The sequence below is a fragment of the Reyranella sp. CPCC 100927 genome (genome assembly GCF_007859315.1).
In the GTDB taxonomy this organism is placed as follows: domain Bacteria; phylum Pseudomonadota; class Alphaproteobacteria; order Reyranellales; family Reyranellaceae; genus Vineibacter.
On record NZ_VOHA01000001.1, the window covers coordinates 281,625 to 297,712 of the forward strand.

Here is a 16,088-nt window from a genome sequence, read left to right on the forward strand (position 1 = left end):
TCTCAGGCGAGGTCCAGCATGCCGGCGAGGCGGAAGGCGGCGATCAGGAGATGGCCGTCGCGGACGTCACCGGCGCGCGCCAGCACCGACTCGAGCGTCGCGAACGCCAGTGACGCCCGCAGGGATTGCGGCAGGTCACCGGCGGCCACGACGAAAGGCTGCACACGCTCCGGTGTGATGCCCAGGCTGGGATGGTACGGCGCCCCGAGGCGGACCACGGCCTCCGTCGGGCAGCCCACCGCATCGGCCGCCGCCTGACGCAATGGATCGGGGGCGTCAGGCAATAGTGCCACGCGCCAGGCCGGCACACAGGGCAGGCCGGCATCGCCAAAGCGCAACTGTGCCGCTGGCAGAACGCGCCGCTCGATGCCGATCAGGATCCTGCCGGACGTATCGCGGTACACCGGCAGCGCCGACACGGTCCACGTACCGTGCCGCGCCGGGATTGCCATCTCCAACGCCTGGCGCGCCCCGGGCACCGGCCCCCGTGGCCCGGCGCGTTCCTCGCTGAACACCGATCGAATGCGGCGCAGGAAGCCGGTGCTGTTGTTCGTCGGCGCGAAGGGCGTGCCGGCGGGTCGCGCGATCTCGTCCCACGGCGTCACGGCCAGGTCGATGGCGGAAGGCGTGAAGCTCTCGCCGGCCCAGACGCCGGTGGGCAGGTCAAGCTTGTGGGACAGCGCACGGATCATCAGCTCCAGCCGCCCCTCGGGCAGCATGCCGACTTCGGCGGCGCGCAGCAGGCTTTGCGCATCGAAGGATTGCAGCGTGCCCGCGTCGAACGCCAGCTCGGGCGGGCGCGGCGCCGGTCCGCTGGCGGGCAGGTCGGGCAGATGCAGGGCGATGCCTTGCGTCGCTTCGTCCACCATGCCGGCCGACGACAGGAACGTCAGCAGCCGCTCGAAATGCACCGTCTGCGGTAGCGTGAGGCCGGATCGCGCCAGGAAGTCGGCACCGGGATCGCGCCCGTCCGTTGCCAGCGAGATCATCTCGACGGCGTGTCCCGAGCGGATCTCCTCGCCGACATCGCCGCCGCGGCGCATCATCACCATGGCTGGTCGCGGCCAGCCGCTGCGGGCCAGCACGCGCAGGCGTCCGTCCGTCACGGCGTAGGGCAGGAAATCGATGGCGCCGGTCGGGCGCTGGATCAGGTCGTACACCTCGTGTGTGCCGGTCCAGCTGGTCTGGCGCAGGTAGGTCGGCGGCGCATCGTCCAGACGCTGCTCGCGCAGGCGCAGCGCCCGGCCGGGTGCCACGCGCTGCGCCACCAGCACCACGTTCGTGGCGGGCCAGGGCAGCGGCCGCAGGCGCTCGTCGAAGCGCCGCACGCGGCCGGCGAAGCGATGCTGCAGGATCCACGGGTTGTGGATCGGCGCGGCGCGGATGACGCGCGTGCCGGCGCGCTCGGCGACGCGCGCGAATTCACCCACGGTCCAGAACGCATACTGCTCGCGCAGCTCGATTTCCCAGTCGGTGCGGTAGTCCTTGCGCAACAGGAACTCCGCCGACCATCGCCGCAAGAGGCGGAAGCGGCGAAAGCCGTCGCCGGTCTCTCCGAGATCCTCGAGCGGAAAGCCGCTGCCCAGCGCATCGAGCGGCCGGGCGCGCACGGCGAAGTCGCGCAGCATGTCGACGTCGGAGCGGCCGTCGGAACCCGGCAGCGCGCCGACATCCAGCAGGCACGTTTCCTCCGGTGCGCCGTCGACGCAGAAGTCGCGCAGCACCAGCAGCCCGCCCGGCCGCAGCGATGCGATATGAGCCCGCACCGCTGCCTCGGCCGCGGCCTCGTCATAGGCGCGCGGTCCGTAGGTGTAGACGTGGTGCAGCATCGAGCACGAGACGACGGCGTCGGCGCCGTCATGGACCGCGGCGGCATCGCCCACTTCGAAAGAGAGGTTGGGCAGCTGATACTTCTCGCCCGCCAGCGCCACCGTCTGCGGATCGATGTCGACGCCCACGACGTGCGCACCGGGCGCCAGCAGCGCCAGCCGTGCCGACAGCGCCCCTGAACCGCAGCCGAGATCGAGAATGCGCGCACCCGGATCGGTCACCAGATGGGCCGCCAGGAAGGCGGCCTTCTGGTCCATCGAAGCGTCCATGCCCGCGAAATACCGCTGGTAGGCGGACACGTCGCCGCGTGCGGGATGGTCCATTGCTACCGTCTCCTCCGAAAGAGGCGAGCGTTGCGACGTCAGCTTTCGCTCAGTATTCGACCGCCGGCGGCCTGGATCCTGCGGTTCAGCAATCTCCAACCTGCTTCACTGGCGATACGTGTGCCTTGCGTGTCTTTGCTGACGATCTCGCTTGGTCGCTGCGTGCGCACATCAAATACAATGCCTTCGTTGCAAACATCCCAGTAGTCAGCAAGTTGTTTCAACCCGCGAGCATGGCGACGACGGATGGTATCCGTATCGATATTGTGGCCACCCATCATCACGCGCTGTTTCACGCGAAGCTCATTGAGTTGAGGGTGTGGCGTGAAGAGAAAGAGCAGCCGCGAGTTATATCCCCCTGCGTGGGCGTTCCGGATGAAACGCTGGAGCGTCAGGGTTGCCAGCGTAGTCTCAATACAAAAGGACACTTCGCGGCTAAGCATCTCATGACGCTCATGGAGCATGCTCCGGGCTGCCTGCACGGCAACAGCATCAACATTGTCAGGGCGAACTGCGTGCGCGATCTCGTCGGCGTTAAGAAACGTGCCAGCTTCTATGAAGGACTGAAGATTGTGCTTCGCGAACGTCGTTTTCCCCGCGCCGTTTGCGCCGGCAAGGATGATCAGGACAGGAGATGTCACGCGGCCTTGGGATCGTCTCGCGGCAGGCGTTCCACCGCAATGCGGCGTCCGTCCGGATAGACCGCGTAGATTGTCGTGTCGTCCGCTTCAAAGACCGGCAGCCCATGAGCGTGGGCATCACGGACAGCCACAGCTATTCCTTGCCGGAGGCCCTCGGCAAGTTCATCAAGCGGCACCACCTGCTGGTCCATGGCCCAAAGATAAGGCCGCCCAGAGGGCGTTTCAACCTTGCCGCGCCCCGCGCATGCCGTCCGCCAGCGCACGGATGTAGGCGAAAATGCCGGGCAGCAGGTCCGGTTTGGGCTGGCCGTTGTCGTCGAGGCCGGCCTTGACGCGATCGACGATGGCGGTGCCGACGGCGGCGCCATCGGCGTGGCGTGCCACGGCGGCGGCCTGGTCGGGCGTCTTGATGCCGAAGCCGGCAACGATCGGCAGCGCTGTCTGCGCCCGCAGGCGTGCGACGTGACCCTTCACGGCCTCTTCGCTCGCCGACGTGGTGCCGGTGATGCCCAGGATCGAGACGAAGTACACGAAGCCCGAGGCGAACTGCAGGATCGCCGGCAGGCGCTTGGCATCCGTCGTCGGTGCCGCCAGCAGCACGGTGTCGAGCCCGGCCTTGGTCGCGTGCGGCTTCAGCTCGTCGGCCTCTTCCGGCGGCAGGTCGACGATGATGAAGCCGTCGATGCCGGCGGCGGCTGCATCCGTGCAGAACCGCTCGGCGCCGCGCTGATAGATCATGTTGTAGTAGCCCATCAGCAGGACGGGCGTGTCCTGATCGCCGGTCTCGGCCCGGAAGCGGCGCACCATGTCGAACGTCTTGTCCATGGTGATGCCGGCCTTCAGCGCGCGCTGGCCACCGGCCTGGATCGAGGGGCCGTCCGCCATCGGGTCGGTGAAGGGCATGCCGAACTCGATGAGATCGGCCCCCGCCTTGGGCAGGCCCTTGAGGATCTCGAGCGAAATGTCGGGGTTGGGGTCGCCGGCGACGACGTAGGTGACAAGGCCGGCGCGCTTTTCGGCTTTCAGTTTGGCAAACCGCGCAGCAATGCGACTCACAGCTTCACTCCCAGCCGTTCGGCGACGGCGAAGACATCCTTGTCGCCACGGCCGCAGAGATTCATCACCAGCAGGTTGTCCTTGGGCAGGGTCGGCGCCAGCTTCATCACGTGCGCCAGGGCATGCGCCGGCTCCAGCGCCGGGATGATGCCCTCGAGCTTGCACAACAGCTGGAACGCCTCGAGCGCGTCGTTGTCGGTCGCCGAGACATACTCGACGCGACCGGCCTCTTTCAGCCACGCGTGTTCGGGTCCGATGCCGGGATAATCGAGTCCGGCCGAGATCGAATGGGCCTCGGTGATCTGCCCGTCGGAATCCTGCAGCAGGTAGGTGCGGTTGCCGTGCAGCACGCCGGGCCGGCCGCCGGTCAGCGACGCGGCGTGCTCGCCGGTCTCGATGCCCTTGCCCGCCGCCTCGACGCCGACGATGCGCACGCCAGGGTCGTCCAGGAAGGGATGGAACAGGCCCATGGCGTTGCTGCCACCGCCGATGCAGGCCACCAGCGTGTCCGGCAGCCGGCCCTCGGCCGCCATGATCTGCTCGCGTGTCTCGTTGCCGATCACCGACTGGAAGTCGCGCACCATCGCCGGGTAGGGGTGCGGGCCGGCCACGGTGCCGATGCAGTAGAACGTGGTCTCGACCGTAGCGACCCAGTCGCGCAGTGCCTCGTTCATGGCGTCCTTCAAGGTCGCCGAGCCCGAAGTCACCGGCCGCACCTCGGCGCCCAGCAGCTTCATGCGGAACACGTTGGGTGCCTGGCGCTCCACGTCGACGGCGCCCATGAAGACGACACACGGCAGGTTGAACAGCGCGCAGGCCGTCGCCGTGGCAACGCCATGCTGGCCAGCGCCGGTCTCGGCGATCACCCGAGTCTTGCCCATGCGCTTGGCCAGCAGGACCTGGCCCAGCACGTTGTTGATCTTGTGCGAGCCGGTGTGATTGAGCTCGTCGCGCTTGAAGTAGATCTTGGCGCCGCCCAGCTGCTGCGTCAGCCGCGCGGCGTGGTAGAGCGGGCTTGGCCGGCCGGCATAGTGGGCCAGAAGATTGTCGAGCTCGTCCTGGAACGACGCGTCTTTCTTCGCCGCCTCGTAGGCTTTCTCCAGCTCGAGGATCAGCGGCATCAGGGTTTCGGCGACGTAGCGACCGCCGAAGAGGCCGAAATGGCCGCGTTCGTCAGGCCCGCCGCGGTAGCTGTTCAGGACATTCATGACAATCCCGTTTTCCATTCGGGCCGGGCTTTAGCACGCCCGGGCACACCCCTCCAGAGGGGGGGCGACGTACGGCGTTCAGCGCTTCTTCTTGCCGGCCTTTTTTCCGTCCTTCTTCTTGGCATCGTCGACCTCGACGATGCACTCGATCTCGACCGGGATGCCGTTGGGCAGTGACGCCATGCCGACAGCCGAGCGCGCATGCCGGCCGCGATCGCCGAACACCTCGACGAACAGGTCGGAGCAGCCGTTGATGACCTTCGGCGGGTCGGTGAAGTCGGGCGTGCAATTGACCATGCCCAGCACCTTGACGATGCGCTTCACCCGGTCGAGGTCGCCCAGCTCGTCGTTCATGACCGCGATCAGGTTCAGCCCGGTGGCGCGCGCGTGCGTCTTGGCGTCTTCCCAGCTCATGTCGGCCCCGACTTTGCCGCGCACCGCGCCCGGCCCTTTGCCGGAGAGGTACAGCAGGTTGCCGGTGCGCACGGCGTTCACGTACGTCCCGATGGGATTGCTCGGTTTCGGCAGTTCGATGCCCAGCTCTTTCAGACGCTTCTGGATCTTCATGGCGTTTCTCCCCTTCAAAGTTTTGCTGTCGCTGCGAGGAAAGCCTTGATCCGCTCGACCGACTTCACGCCGCGCGTGCTCTCGACACCCGACGATACGTCGACCGCCTTGGCGCCTGTTGCATGCACGGCTGCCGCGACATTTTCCGGTGTCAGCCCGCCCGACAGCATCCACGGTTTGGGGACCGTGACGCCCTCCAGGATGCGCCAGTCGAAGGGTACGCCGTTGCCACCGGGCAGCGCCTGCGGGTCGTCGGCCAGCGGTGTGGCGTCGAACATCAGGCGGTCCGCGACCGAACCATAGACGTCGATCGCCTGTTCGACATCTTCGCGGGTCGCCACCCGCACCGCCTTCATCACCGGCAGGTCGGCGATCGTGCGGATGCGCGCCACACGCTTGGCTGACTCGGTGCCGTGCAGCTGCAGCATGTCCAGGGCGCCGCCTTCGAGCCACTCGCCCAGCAGATCGTCGTCGGGATCGACGAACAAACCGACACGCAACACATGCGCCGGCACCAGCGCCGCGAGCTTCTCCGCCTCATGAAAGGCGATGTGGCGCGGCGATGGCGGGTAGCACACGAAGCCCACGTAACGGGCACCACCGGCGACGGCCGCCTGGACCGCCTCCTCGGTGCGCAGTCCGCAGATCTTGGCGACGATGGCCATCTCAGGCGTCCGGGTCAGACATTGTTGACCTCGACCTCGCGCGCGATCGCCTCGGCGGCGGCCCGCGGATCGGCCGCCTGGGAGATCGGTCGGCCCACCACCAGGTGCGAGGCACCCTGGTCGACCGCCTGTCGCGGCGTCATCACCCGCTTCTGGTCGCCGGTGGCGCTGCCGGCCGGCCGGATGCCCGGCACCATCAGCACGAAGTCGGTGCCGCACTCGCGGCGCAGCGGCGCGATCTCATGCGGCGAGCAGATCACGCCGTCGAGCCCGCTCTCGCGTGCCAGCAACGCCAGGCGCTTCACCTGATCCGATGGATCACCGTTGACACCCGCGGCAGCAAGATCGCTGCCGTCGAGCGACGTCAGCACGGTGACGCCCAGCAGCTTCGGGCGCGGCAAACCCCGCTTCAACGCCTGGGCACCCGTCTCTTCGACCGCGGCCCGCATCATTGCCCGGCCGCCGGCGGCGTGCAGCGTGATGTAGGTCGGCGCCAGATCGACCACGGCACGGATACCGCCGGCCACCGTGTTGGGAATGTCGTGCAGTTTCAGGTCGAGGAAAAAGCCGATGCCCGTCAGCCGCACCGGATCGGGGAAGGCGTAGCGCACGCCAGGTGCGCCATGGGCGAGGAAGAATTCCAGCCCCAGCTTGACGCCACCGACCGCCGGTCGTGCACCGCTGGCAACCTGGCGGATCAGGTTGGCGGCTTCGGCCAGATCGACGGTGTCGACAGCGCAGTAAATGGGGTTCGGTCGGCTCATGGGGCAGGCTTTTTGCGGGCGCGCGGAACCTAGGGCAAGGCCTTGCCCTTGTCGACTCGGCTGTCGGTCGCCGGCCGGTTCGGCCGCTGCCGCAACAACGTGCTTGCTCCATTTGGCATGACGGTGGCCGGCAAACGGAGTGCTGGCGATGACCGCTTTCCAGGAAATGAAGATGCAGAACGGGACGGCGTGGTTGTCCTCGCCCGGTCGTCTGCGCTGGGGCCTCGGTGTCCGCATACCGGCTGGACCGGGATGGCTTCCATCCCTCGCCGTCTGGTTTCACCGCGGCCGGACACGCCGCGCGCTGCGTCAGCTGGACGACCGCGCGCTGGCCGACATCGGGATCTCAAAGGCGCAGCGCGCTGCGGAATGTCGCAAATGGTTCTGGCAGCCGTGAGGCTAGGCGGCCTGCGCCGGCCGGGACCATCGCAACACAGCGTAGCCCAGCACGGCCGACAGGATCGAGCCTACCAACACGCCGATGCGCAACGGCGCGGCGTACGCGGGGTCGTCCCAGGCCAGGGTGCCGATGAACAGGCTCATGGTGAAGCCGATGCCGGCGCACAGCGAGACGCCGTAAAGCTTCAGCCACGTGCCGCCCGCCGGCATCGCGGCAAAGCCCAGCCGGATGAAGAGCGCGGCGGCGCCGAACACGCCGATCTGCTTGCCGATGAAGAGGCCGGCCGCGATCCCCAGGGTGACCGGCTCGACCAGGTGTGCGGCCGTCAGGCCGGCGAAGGACACGCCGGCATTGGCGAAGGCAAAGACTGGCATGATGAAGAAAGCCACCCAGGGCTGCAGTCCGTGCTCGAGGTGAATGAAAGCCCGGTCGTCGGGTGCTTCATCGCCGCCGCGCAGCGGCAGGCAGAAGGCTGTGACCACGCCGGCCAAGGTGGCGTGAACGCCTGACTTCAGCACGCAGACCCACAGCGCCGTGCCGATCAGCAGGTAGGGAGCCGCGCGGCGGACGCCGGCGATGTTCAGCCCCACCATGGCGGCAACACACACGCCCGCCAGTGCCAGCGCCGTCGTGGACAGCTCGGACGTGTAGAACGCCGCGATGACGATGATGGCACCCAGGTCATCGACGATCGCCAGAGTGGTCAGGAACAGCTTCAGGGCCAGCGGCACGCGGCGGCCCAGCACGGCCAGCACGCCGATCGAGAAGGCGATGTCGGTCGCCGCCGGGATGGCCCAGCCGCGTAGCGCCGTAGCGTCGCTCCAGTTCAGGGCGGCATAGACCGCCGCCGGTGCGATCATGCCGCCAGCGGCGGCCACGACGGGCATCGCGATCTGCGAGGGCTGCGATAACGCGCCCTCCACGGCTTCGCGCTTGATCTCCAGGCCGACCAGCAGAAAGAACACGGCCATCAGGCCGTCGTTGATCCACAACACCAGTGCCTTGCTGAGCCCCAGATCGCCAAAGCTCAAGGTTAGCTTGGTGGCCAGGAAGCTCTGGACGAACGGCTCCAGCCGCGTATTCGCCAGGATGATGGTGATCGCCGCGACGGCGATCAGGACGATTCCCGGCGCAGCGTCGGATTGAAAGAAACGATGAACGGCACGATGCATGACGAGATCGGATTCTTCTTCCCTGAAAGCGAAACGCCCGGACCTTGCGGTCCGGGCGTCGCGAAAAACGCGTGGCTGCTCGAGGCTATTCGCGGTCGCCGATCAGCGACAGCAGCATCTGGAACATGTTCACGAAGTCCAGGTACAGGTTCAGCGCGCCGAAGATGGCCATCTTCTCCTGAACGTCCGTGCCGTAGGCTTCCGAATACTGCTCCTTGATCTGCTGCGTATCGTAGGCGGTGAAGCCCGCGAAGATCAGCACACCCGCCGCCGAGATGATGAAGTGCAGCATCGACGACTGGACGAAGATGTTCACCAGGCCGGCGATCAGAATACCGATCAGGCCCATGAACAGGAACGTCCCCATGCCCGCCAGGCTACGCTTGGTGGTGTAGCCGTACAGGCTCAGCGCGCCGAAGGCGGCCGCGGTGATGAAGAACGTACGCGCGATGCTGACGCCAGTGTAGCGATACAGCAGGACCGTGAAGCCGACGCCGTTCAGAGCGACAATCGCCCAGTAGATGCCCTTCACGGTGCCGGTGCCCATGGCATGAGCCCGGAAGCTCGCCCACAGGATCAGACCGATCGGCGCCAGGACGGCAACCCAGCCCAGGACAGTCATGCCCATGCGGCCGGTCGCCGGGTTGACGCTGAAGAACAACGCGTTCAGCGCCGGAACACTGTACACCGCCAGCGCGACGATGCCGGACAGCGCCAGGCCGGAGGCCATGTAGTTGTAGACGCGCAGCATGTGCGAGCGCAGACCGGCGTCGAACTGCGCCTGGTCGATCGTCGTCGCGCCGCCATAGGCCGGCCGTGGCTGGCCGTAGGCGTTCGCGTTGTTGTCCCATTGAGCCATGCGTAGCCTCCTCGGCACGGGTTCTCGCCGTGTCCAGAATTATCGTCAGTCATATTGGCAAGAGTCCTGAATTTATCAATACCCATGTTGTCAGGTTAACGTCAGAGTCTGATGCATGGCGAAGATCCAAGGAGCATGGAAAGACAAATGAAATCATGCCGTTGGCATTCAACAGCAGTACCTGCGGCCGGCCGTGCCGGCGGCTGCGGCTAGCGTTTTATTGAGCGAAATAGAGCCACGCGAGAATCATGCCGGCGACGACGGCCACCAACGACGTGGCCAGCACGTAGCGCATCACGTGAAGCTTGACGGCGGAACGCGCCTCATCCGGGCTCACCGTGGCCGGCGGCGCCTGATCGTTGGTCTCGGTGCGGGGATGGGTTGCCATGACCGTCCGACTCTGTCGAAGTTGCCTCAAGGGGCGAACGGCGGGGTTGTCTGAAAGGTTCCGACGTCATCGGGACAGGCAGCGAGAGGTTTTCATCATTGACGCACTATCTGCTGGCCGACATCGGCGGAACCAATGCCCGCTTCGCGCTCTATGACGGGGATGTCCTGGGGGCCATCGACGTCCTGGCCGTCGCCGACTATCCGAGCGCCGATGACGCGATCAAGGCTTTCATCGATCGCAACCGGTCGGCGGGTCCCATTGCGGCCGCCGCGATCGGCGTGGCCGGTCCGGTGGAGAACGGTCGCTGCACATTCACCAACAGCGACTGGGTGGTCGACGCCGGCGAACTGCGCGCGGCCTTCGGATTTCGTCATGTCGACGTGATCAACGATTTCGAGGCGACAGCGCAGGCGCTGCCGCATCTGCAGCCGGCCGACCTGACCGGCGTCGGGGGCGGTACAGCCCGGCCGGGGCCATGCGTCGTGCTCGGGCCGGGGACCGGTCTGGGCGTCGCCTGCCTTGTTCCGGGGGATCCGCCGATTGCGATCGCGACGGAAGGCGGTCACGCCACGGCGTCGGCCACCCATGAGCGACAGGACGCCGTCATCCAGTGTTTGCGGGGGCGCTTTGCCCACGTTTCCGTGGAGCGGGTGCTGTCCGGCGACGGGCTGGTGAACCTTCATGACGCGATCGCTGCCGTTGACGGCACGTCGGTGCCCGTCCGCAGCCCGGCGCAGATCACCGAGGCGGCGCTGTCCGGAACCTGTGCGGTCTGCCGCGAGGCACTCGACATGTTCTGCGCGATGTTGGGCGCGGCGGCCGGCGACCTGGCCCTGACGTTCGGTGCCCGCGGCGGCGTCTATATCGCCGGCGGCATTGTTCCCCGCATCGTCGACCATCTTGCGCGCTCGGCCTTTCGCGCCCAGTTCGAAGCCAAAGGTCGCTTTCACGACTATCTCGCGGCCATCCCCGTGCACGTGATTCTGAGACCCAATCCGGCTTTTGTCGGGCTTGCTGCCGTGGCGCGCGGCAGAACCGGACACCCTTGAATGCTATTTGCCGCCGGCGAATGTGCACTGCGGCGCGTCAGCACCGGAAACGGCCGATTGCCGTGACCACCGCCACAGCGGCGTCCAGAACGCATGCAGGATTTCGGCCGCCGCCGCATGGGAATCGATGATGTAGCCGAACTCCTGCAGGTCGACGGGATAGAAGTTGTCCGACCCGATGTAGGCGATGCGGTCATCCACCATCCAGAACTTGGTGTGGGTACCGATGGGGCGTTTGTCGGGCCACGTCGAGTCGGGCCCGAACCGGAACGGCGCCAAGTGCAGACGCTGGCAGAGCAGGTCATCAAGCCGCGTGTCCGGCATGGCGGTGCGGGCGCGGACGACCTGTCGAATCTTGCGCGCTACGGCCTCGAGACTGACGCCGTTGCCATAGCTCGAACCGCTGTTGCCGACGGCGCTGGGATCCGACAGCACGATGTACAGGTCTCCCGTCTCCGACAGCAGGAAGTCGGCGAGTCTTTGCAGCGTGCTTTCAGGGTAGAGCGGATCGAGCCTGCCCAGCGTGAACGCCAGATCCTGTTGCACGATGCGAATGGTGCGCCGGGCGGCGCCGAGCAGCAGGTCGCGCGCCAGGTCGCTCTGGTTGGCGAAGTCCGGCGTGATGCCCGCCCCCAGTCGGCCCGTGGCCAGGATCGGCGTGGCGCCTGCTGGCAGCGGCCGGTGTCGTACTGCCGCCACCGCAAGACAAGTACTGGCCGGTTCGGTGCTTTGCGCCGGCAGACTTGCCACGGCAACAGCGGCCGGCGTGCCGACGGCACTGCAGGCGAACCGCCACAGGGCATCGATGAACGCGACGGCATCGGCTGCGGCCGGTCCGCTGACGTGCATCGACAGATCCTGCACCGGATGGTCGAGAAGGTAGTCGCGAGTCCACATGTTGTGGCCACCGACAAGGGCGTCCTGGCCGTCCACCGCGACGATTTTGGCGTGGTTCCACGAGTAGCTGTCGCACCCGGATTCGCCAGCACAGGAGCGAACGGCAGCGACCTGCAGCGTGACCCGTGACATCGGCAGGCCGGCAAGATCGCGCGTGAGCGTCATTGCCAGCGGCGAGGGATCGACGCCGGCCAGCGGATAGTGGCCGACCACAACGCGGACCTGCACCGGGCGGCCGCTACGTCCCAGCATCGTGATCGCATTGCGAAGCGCCGCCAGGAAGCGGCTATCGGGGGGCGGTTGCAGGACGGCAATGTCCACCGTCCGCCGCGCCCGGATGACGAGATTGTAGATGCGATCGATCACGCCGTCGGAGTGGCCCACGCAGACCCTGCGATCGGCGGGATCCGGCAAGACGTCCAGACTCGACAGGGCGCGGCACGTGCCCCCGTTCTTGCAATCGGCGTCGCTGCGGCAGCGCGGCAGGTCGATGTCCGCAACGCAGCCTTCGCATGCCAGCGGATAGAAGGGGAAATCCGCAGCGTGGTGGCCCCATCGATCGGGTGTCTGTATCAGCCATCCGCGACCCAGCGCGTTGTTCCGGGTCAGGCTGTAGGTGATGCCGGCGTAGCGATTCTGGGGATCGGTTTTCCGCAACTCTCGCATGGCCTGGTCGAGCAGCGGTGTCGATGATGCCGGGTCCAATGGGCGGATGTCGCGCTGCCGGATCAGGCTCACAATCGGCGTCGCGGCGGTGACGGCGCCGTAGGATCGTTCTGCCACGGCCGTTGCCACGGCCGTATTGGGCGGGCGGCCGCATGACGTCAGCAAGGCAAGCAGAAGGAGGCCGATATACCGGCCGGCGGTGACCATGACTCGCTCCCCCAAGCCCCGATTCTGCCGCACCATAGCAGACCCGTTTCCGTCCACCGTGCGTCGCTTGTGCGGCGGGAATGCGCGTGCTACCGACCGCCACCCTTTGGCCGACAGGATCCCGCATGAGCGATGCCCAATCCGCTGACTCCGCGCCACCGCCGCCGCTGACCGTGCACGCGCAGTATGTGAAGGATCTGTCGTTCGAGAATCCCCGCTCGCCGCACAGCCTGATGGAGCAGGGCCAGCCGCAACTGGGCCTCAACGTGCTGGTGAAGACGCGCCAGCTTGAAGGCAGCACCTACGAAGTCGCCCTGGTCGTCGAGGCCGATGCCAAGACCGAGAAGGACGAGGTCGTTTTCGTGCTCGAGCTGGTCTATGGCGGCGTCTTCACTCTGGGCGAGGTGCCGCAGGAAGCCGTCGGACCGCTGCTGCTGATCGAGTGCCCGCGGCTGCTGTTTCCCTTTGCGCGCGCCGTGGTGGCCAACACGACGCGTGAGGCCGGCTTCCCGCCGCTGCAGATCGCGCCGGTCGATTTCGCCGCCCTCTATCGCCAGCAGTTGGAGCAGGCCGGCGGGCAGGTCGGTACAGCCTGATTCTTTGGACCACGGGCGTTCACGCCCGTGATCCGAAAAGGCTTACGCCGCCGCGGCCTCCAGCAGCCAGATCGGGTTCTTGAGCTTTGCCAGGAACGCCGCGTGGGCGGCGAGCTCCGCGGCGCTGGGCGCATGCGGTCGTGGCGGTCGCCGTTCCTGGTGCGTCGCGGCGACCAGCACATCGACCCGGACTTCGGTACCGGCGCCGACCAGGTCCAGTCCGCGCTGCCGGCCGCCGGTCAGCTCGATATAGACATCGGCCAACAGCTCGGCGTCGAGCAGGGCGCCATGCTTGGTGCGGCGTGAGTTGTCGACTCCCATGCGCTCGCAGAGGGCATCTAGGCTGACGCGCTGGCCGGGGAATTTGCGGCGCGCCAGCGTGACCGTGTCGACCACCTCGTTCTTCAGCGGCGGCATGCCGAGCCGGTCGAGCTCGGCATTGATGAACCCCATGTCGAACTGCGCGTTGTGGATCACCAGGCGGGCGTCGCTGACGAACGTCACGAATGCTTCGGCAACGGTCTCGAACAGCGGCTTGTCGCTCAGAAAATCGCTCGACAGCCCGTGGACCTGGAAGGCCTCGTCGGGCATGTCGCGCTGCGGGTTCAGGTAGGTGTGAAAGGTCTCGCCTGACGGCATGCCGTTCACCATTTCGACGCAGCCGATCTCGACCAGCCGATGGCCGGCGCGCGGATCCAGTCCCGTGGTCTCGGTGTCGAACACGAGTTCGCGCATCTCGTTCCTATCGCTTGCGTTGCCGCGCGAGCTGGGCCGTCCAGCGTTCGCGCCAGGGTTTGGCGGGCCATGTCGTGCCACGCCGGCGGGATAGTGCATCCAACGCGGCTTCGAGCGCCCGTCGGGTCGGCGCGATGCCGCCGTTGCTGGGGATCACGAAATCGGCAAGGCGGCGCTTGGTCCGATCCGGCACCTGGCGCCGGACGATGTCGAGGAATTTCGCTTCGGTCATGCTGGGGCGTGCCAGAACGCGCCGCCGCTGCAGGAAAGCCGGCGCGCTGACCACCAGGGTGGCATCGACACGATGGTGCCCGTTGCCCTCGAACAGCAGCGGGATATCGAGCACGACCAGGGGCGTGCCGCGGGCGGCGTGATGCTTGAGGAACGCCCGCTGCCGCGCCTGCACCAGCGGATGGACGATGGCCTCCAGGCGGCGCAGTGCCGCCGGGTCGGCAAAGACCTTGGCGCCCAGCGCGGGGCGGTCGAGAACGCCGTCGCGCACGCTGCCGGGAAACGCGGCCTCGATGGCGGGCAGCGCCTCGCCGCCGCGGCCCTGCACGGCATGCACGGCGGCGTCTGCGTCGTAGACGGGGATCCGCATCTGCCGCAGCAGCCGGGTCGCTGTCGACTTGCCCATGCCGATCGAGCCGGTCAGTCCCACGATCATCATGGCGCTCAGTCGTCCTCCCCCATGGCCTCGCGCAGGGCGCGACGCACGGCCTTGGCGTCCTTCTTGGCCAGCGTCCCCAGCCGTCCCAGCGGCACGCCGTTGTCCAGCGTGAACAGCTTGAGGCGCACGACGGACGGCGCCGGCAGGCCGGCTTCTTCCAGGTCGGCGACGGCAATGTCGGTGGCCCAGCCGGCGGTTTCGGCTGACGTGATCATGGCAAAGACGGTGTGACCTTGGGCCAGGTTGAGCGTGCGGGTGGTCAGGACCAGGGCCGGCCGGCGACCGGTGGGCGCTGCCGACCCCAGCGGAAACGGGATGGCGACGACATCGAACCGGTCACAGATCACGATAGGCATCCTCGTCGGCCGCGCCGCCCCATTCGTCGAGCTGCGCGTTGGCCTGATCCCGGTCGGCGACCTCGACACGCATGGCGATTTTGCGCATGGTGGCCTGGCCGTCGGCCACGGCGAAGGCGACCAGATCCCCTTCGCCCAATGACAGGGCTTCGCGCACCGCCTTGGGGATCGTGATCTGGCCCTTGGATGTCAGTCGGCTGATTTCCCGCATTCCTTACTTCCTGCGTAAGGAAGTCCAGTTTAGGGAATTCGGGAAGACTTTCAACGGCCGGCCGGCCATTTCGGCAGTTTGACGGAGGATAACTCGTGAAACTTACCGATTTTACCACCCTGTCATTCGATTGCTACGGCACGCTGATCGATTGGGAACGCGGCCTGCTGAGCGAGCTGCGGCCATGGATCATGCGAAACGCGGTCAATCTGGCCGATGAGGAAATTCTGAATGCCTTCAGCGCGGCGGAAACACGGTGCGAAGCGGCGACGCCGCGGAAGCTGTATCCCGAGATTCTGGCCGATGTCTTCCTGGCCCTGGCACAGCAATGGACCTTGCCGGCCAGCAGCGCCGATGCCCGTGCGTTCGGCGAGTCGGTAGGCCGCTGGCCGGCCTTCGCCGACAGCGCCGAGAGCCTGCAGTATCTGAAGCGCCACTACCGGCTGGTCATCCTGTCCAACGTCGACCGGGCGTCGTTCGCCCGCAGCAACGAGAAGCTGCAGGTCGATTTCGATCACGTGATCACAGCCCAGGATATCGGCTCCTATAAGCCGAACCGGCGCAATTTCGAGTATCTGCTGCGCGAACTGTCGGCCATGGGCGTCAAGAAGGGCGAGATCCTGCACACGGCGCAAAGCCTGTTCCACGATATCGTCCCCGCCCAGGCGCTCGGGCTGAAGACGATGTGGGTCAATCGGCGCAAGGGACGGGAGGGCGCCGGGGCCACACCGGAGGCCAGTGTGTACCCCGACGCCGAGGTGGCGAGCCTGGCCGAGCTGGTCGCCCTGCACCGTGCGGGACGCCGACCGGTCGCCGATGCGTAGG

Annotated in this window: 20 protein-coding genes; 4 read left to right on the forward strand and 16 right to left on the reverse strand. The window is 66.9% G+C overall.

Going from position 1 to position 16,088, the window contains the following annotated elements; genetic code table 11:
• Nucleotides 1–2: 2 nt before the first annotated feature.
• From FQU96_RS01280 to pyrF, 8 genes are all read right to left on the reverse strand, one after another.
• Nucleotides 3–2,153 (reverse strand): trans-aconitate 2-methyltransferase, encoded by a 2,151-nt coding sequence (locus FQU96_RS01280; RefSeq protein ID WP_146539030.1) that lies wholly within the window; start codon nt 2,151–2,153, stop codon nt 3–5.
• 38 nt (nt 2,154–2,191) lie between these two features.
• Complete coding sequence (locus FQU96_RS01285) at nt 2,192–2,794, reverse strand: zeta toxin family protein (RefSeq protein WP_146539031.1); 603 nt, start codon at nt 2,792–2,794, stop codon at nt 2,192–2,194.
• On the reverse strand, nt 2,791–2,985 hold the full coding sequence (locus FQU96_RS01290; RefSeq protein WP_146539032.1) for a hypothetical protein: 195 nt from the start codon (nt 2,983–2,985) through the stop codon (nt 2,791–2,793). The genes FQU96_RS01285 and FQU96_RS01290 overlap by 4 nt, the downstream gene beginning before the upstream one ends.
• Nucleotides 2,986–3,016: 31 nt before the next feature.
• Nucleotides 3,017–3,850, reverse strand: coding sequence for a tryptophan synthase subunit alpha (gene trpA, locus FQU96_RS01295; protein ID WP_146539033.1), 834 nt, complete (start codon nt 3,848–3,850; stop codon nt 3,017–3,019).
• Entirely contained in the window at nt 3,847–5,058 is a 1,212-nt protein-coding gene (gene trpB, locus FQU96_RS01300) for a tryptophan synthase subunit beta (protein WP_146539034.1), read from the reverse strand. Before trpB ends, trpA begins: the two co-directional genes overlap by 4 nt.
• A 78-nt stretch (nt 5,059–5,136) precedes the next feature.
• Nucleotides 5,137–5,625 carry a RidA family protein gene (locus FQU96_RS01305; protein WP_146539035.1) on the reverse strand — a complete coding sequence of 163 codons (489 nt, stop codon included), beginning with the start codon at nt 5,623–5,625 and terminating at the stop codon, nt 5,137–5,139.
• A 14-nt stretch (nt 5,626–5,639) separates the two neighbouring features.
• Nucleotides 5,640–6,290, reverse strand: coding sequence for a phosphoribosylanthranilate isomerase (locus tag FQU96_RS01310; protein ID WP_146539036.1), 651 nt, complete (start codon nt 6,288–6,290; stop codon nt 5,640–5,642).
• Nucleotides 6,291–6,304: 14 nt separating this feature from the next.
• Nucleotides 6,305–7,054 (reverse strand): orotidine-5'-phosphate decarboxylase, encoded by a 750-nt coding sequence (pyrF, locus tag FQU96_RS01315; protein ID WP_146539037.1) that lies wholly within the window; start codon nt 7,052–7,054, stop codon nt 6,305–6,307.
• Between the two features lie 148 nt (nt 7,055–7,202).
• On the opposite strand from pyrF, the gene FQU96_RS01320 reads away from it, so the two are divergent.
• The gene (locus FQU96_RS01320) at nt 7,203–7,451 is read left to right on the forward strand and encodes a DUF1127 domain-containing protein (RefSeq protein WP_255467865.1); all 249 of its coding nucleotides are present in this window, start codon (nt 7,203–7,205) and stop codon (nt 7,449–7,451) included.
• Between the two features lie 2 nt (nt 7,452–7,453).
• On the opposite strand, the gene nhaA is transcribed toward FQU96_RS01320, so the two are convergent.
• The 3 genes from nhaA to FQU96_RS42065 all read right to left on the reverse strand — a co-directional run bounded on the left by nhaA (nt 7,454) and on the right by FQU96_RS42065 (nt 9,873).
• Nucleotides 7,454–8,626: a Na+/H+ antiporter NhaA gene (nhaA, locus tag FQU96_RS01325; protein WP_146539038.1), complete on the reverse strand. Its 1,173-nt coding sequence runs from the start codon at nt 8,624–8,626 to the stop codon at nt 7,454–7,456.
• Between the two features lie 85 nt (nt 8,627–8,711).
• Nucleotides 8,712–9,485 (reverse strand): Bax inhibitor-1/YccA family protein, encoded by a 774-nt coding sequence (locus FQU96_RS01330; RefSeq protein ID WP_146539039.1) that lies wholly within the window; start codon nt 9,483–9,485, stop codon nt 8,712–8,714.
• Nucleotides 9,486–9,702: 217 nt separating this feature from the next.
• Complete coding sequence (locus FQU96_RS42065; protein WP_178130239.1) at nt 9,703–9,873, reverse strand: hypothetical protein; 171 nt, start codon at nt 9,871–9,873, stop codon at nt 9,703–9,705.
• 68 nt (nt 9,874–9,941) lie between these two features.
• On the opposite strand from FQU96_RS42065, the gene glk reads away from it, so the two are divergent.
• A complete protein-coding gene (gene glk / locus FQU96_RS01335; RefSeq protein WP_255467866.1) occupies nt 9,942–10,925 on the forward strand; it encodes a glucokinase in 984 nt (327 codons plus the stop codon).
• A gap of 3 nt (nt 10,926–10,928) precedes the next feature.
• On the opposite strand, the gene FQU96_RS01340 is transcribed toward glk, so the two are convergent.
• A complete protein-coding gene (locus FQU96_RS01340; protein ID WP_178130240.1) occupies nt 10,929–12,695 on the reverse strand; it encodes a hypothetical protein in 1,767 nt (588 codons plus the stop codon).
• Nucleotides 12,696–12,820: 125 nt separating this feature from the next.
• On the opposite strand from FQU96_RS01340, the gene secB reads away from it, so the two are divergent.
• Nucleotides 12,821–13,291 carry a protein-export chaperone SecB gene (secB, locus tag FQU96_RS01345; protein ID WP_146539042.1) on the forward strand — a complete coding sequence of 157 codons (471 nt, stop codon included), beginning with the start codon at nt 12,821–12,823 and terminating at the stop codon, nt 13,289–13,291.
• 42 nt (nt 13,292–13,333) lie between these two features.
• On the opposite strand, the gene dnaQ is transcribed toward secB, so the two are convergent.
• Genes dnaQ through FQU96_RS01365 form a run of 4 tightly spaced genes read right to left on the reverse strand, consistent with a single transcriptional unit; the run spans nt 13,334 to nt 15,263 of the window.
• Nucleotides 13,334–14,026, reverse strand: coding sequence for a DNA polymerase III subunit epsilon (dnaQ, locus tag FQU96_RS01350; protein ID WP_146539043.1), 693 nt, complete (start codon nt 14,024–14,026; stop codon nt 13,334–13,336).
• A gap of 7 nt (nt 14,027–14,033) precedes the next feature.
• The gene (coaE, locus tag FQU96_RS01355) at nt 14,034–14,696 is read right to left on the reverse strand and encodes a dephospho-CoA kinase (protein ID WP_146539044.1); all 663 of its coding nucleotides are present in this window, start codon (nt 14,694–14,696) and stop codon (nt 14,034–14,036) included.
• 5 nt (nt 14,697–14,701) lie between these two features.
• Complete coding sequence (locus FQU96_RS01360) at nt 14,702–15,043, reverse strand: type II toxin-antitoxin system PemK/MazF family toxin (RefSeq protein WP_146539045.1); 342 nt, start codon at nt 15,041–15,043, stop codon at nt 14,702–14,704.
• Nucleotides 15,033–15,263 carry an AbrB/MazE/SpoVT family DNA-binding domain-containing protein gene (locus FQU96_RS01365; RefSeq protein WP_146539046.1) on the reverse strand — a complete coding sequence of 77 codons (231 nt, stop codon included), beginning with the start codon at nt 15,261–15,263 and terminating at the stop codon, nt 15,033–15,035. Before FQU96_RS01365 ends, FQU96_RS01360 begins: the two co-directional genes overlap by 11 nt.
• A 95-nt stretch (nt 15,264–15,358) precedes the next feature.
• On the opposite strand from FQU96_RS01365, the gene FQU96_RS01370 reads away from it, so the two are divergent.
• Entirely contained in the window at nt 15,359–16,087 is a 729-nt protein-coding gene (locus FQU96_RS01370; RefSeq protein WP_146539047.1) for a haloacid dehalogenase type II, read from the forward strand.
• Nucleotide 16,088 lies beyond the last annotated feature (1 nt).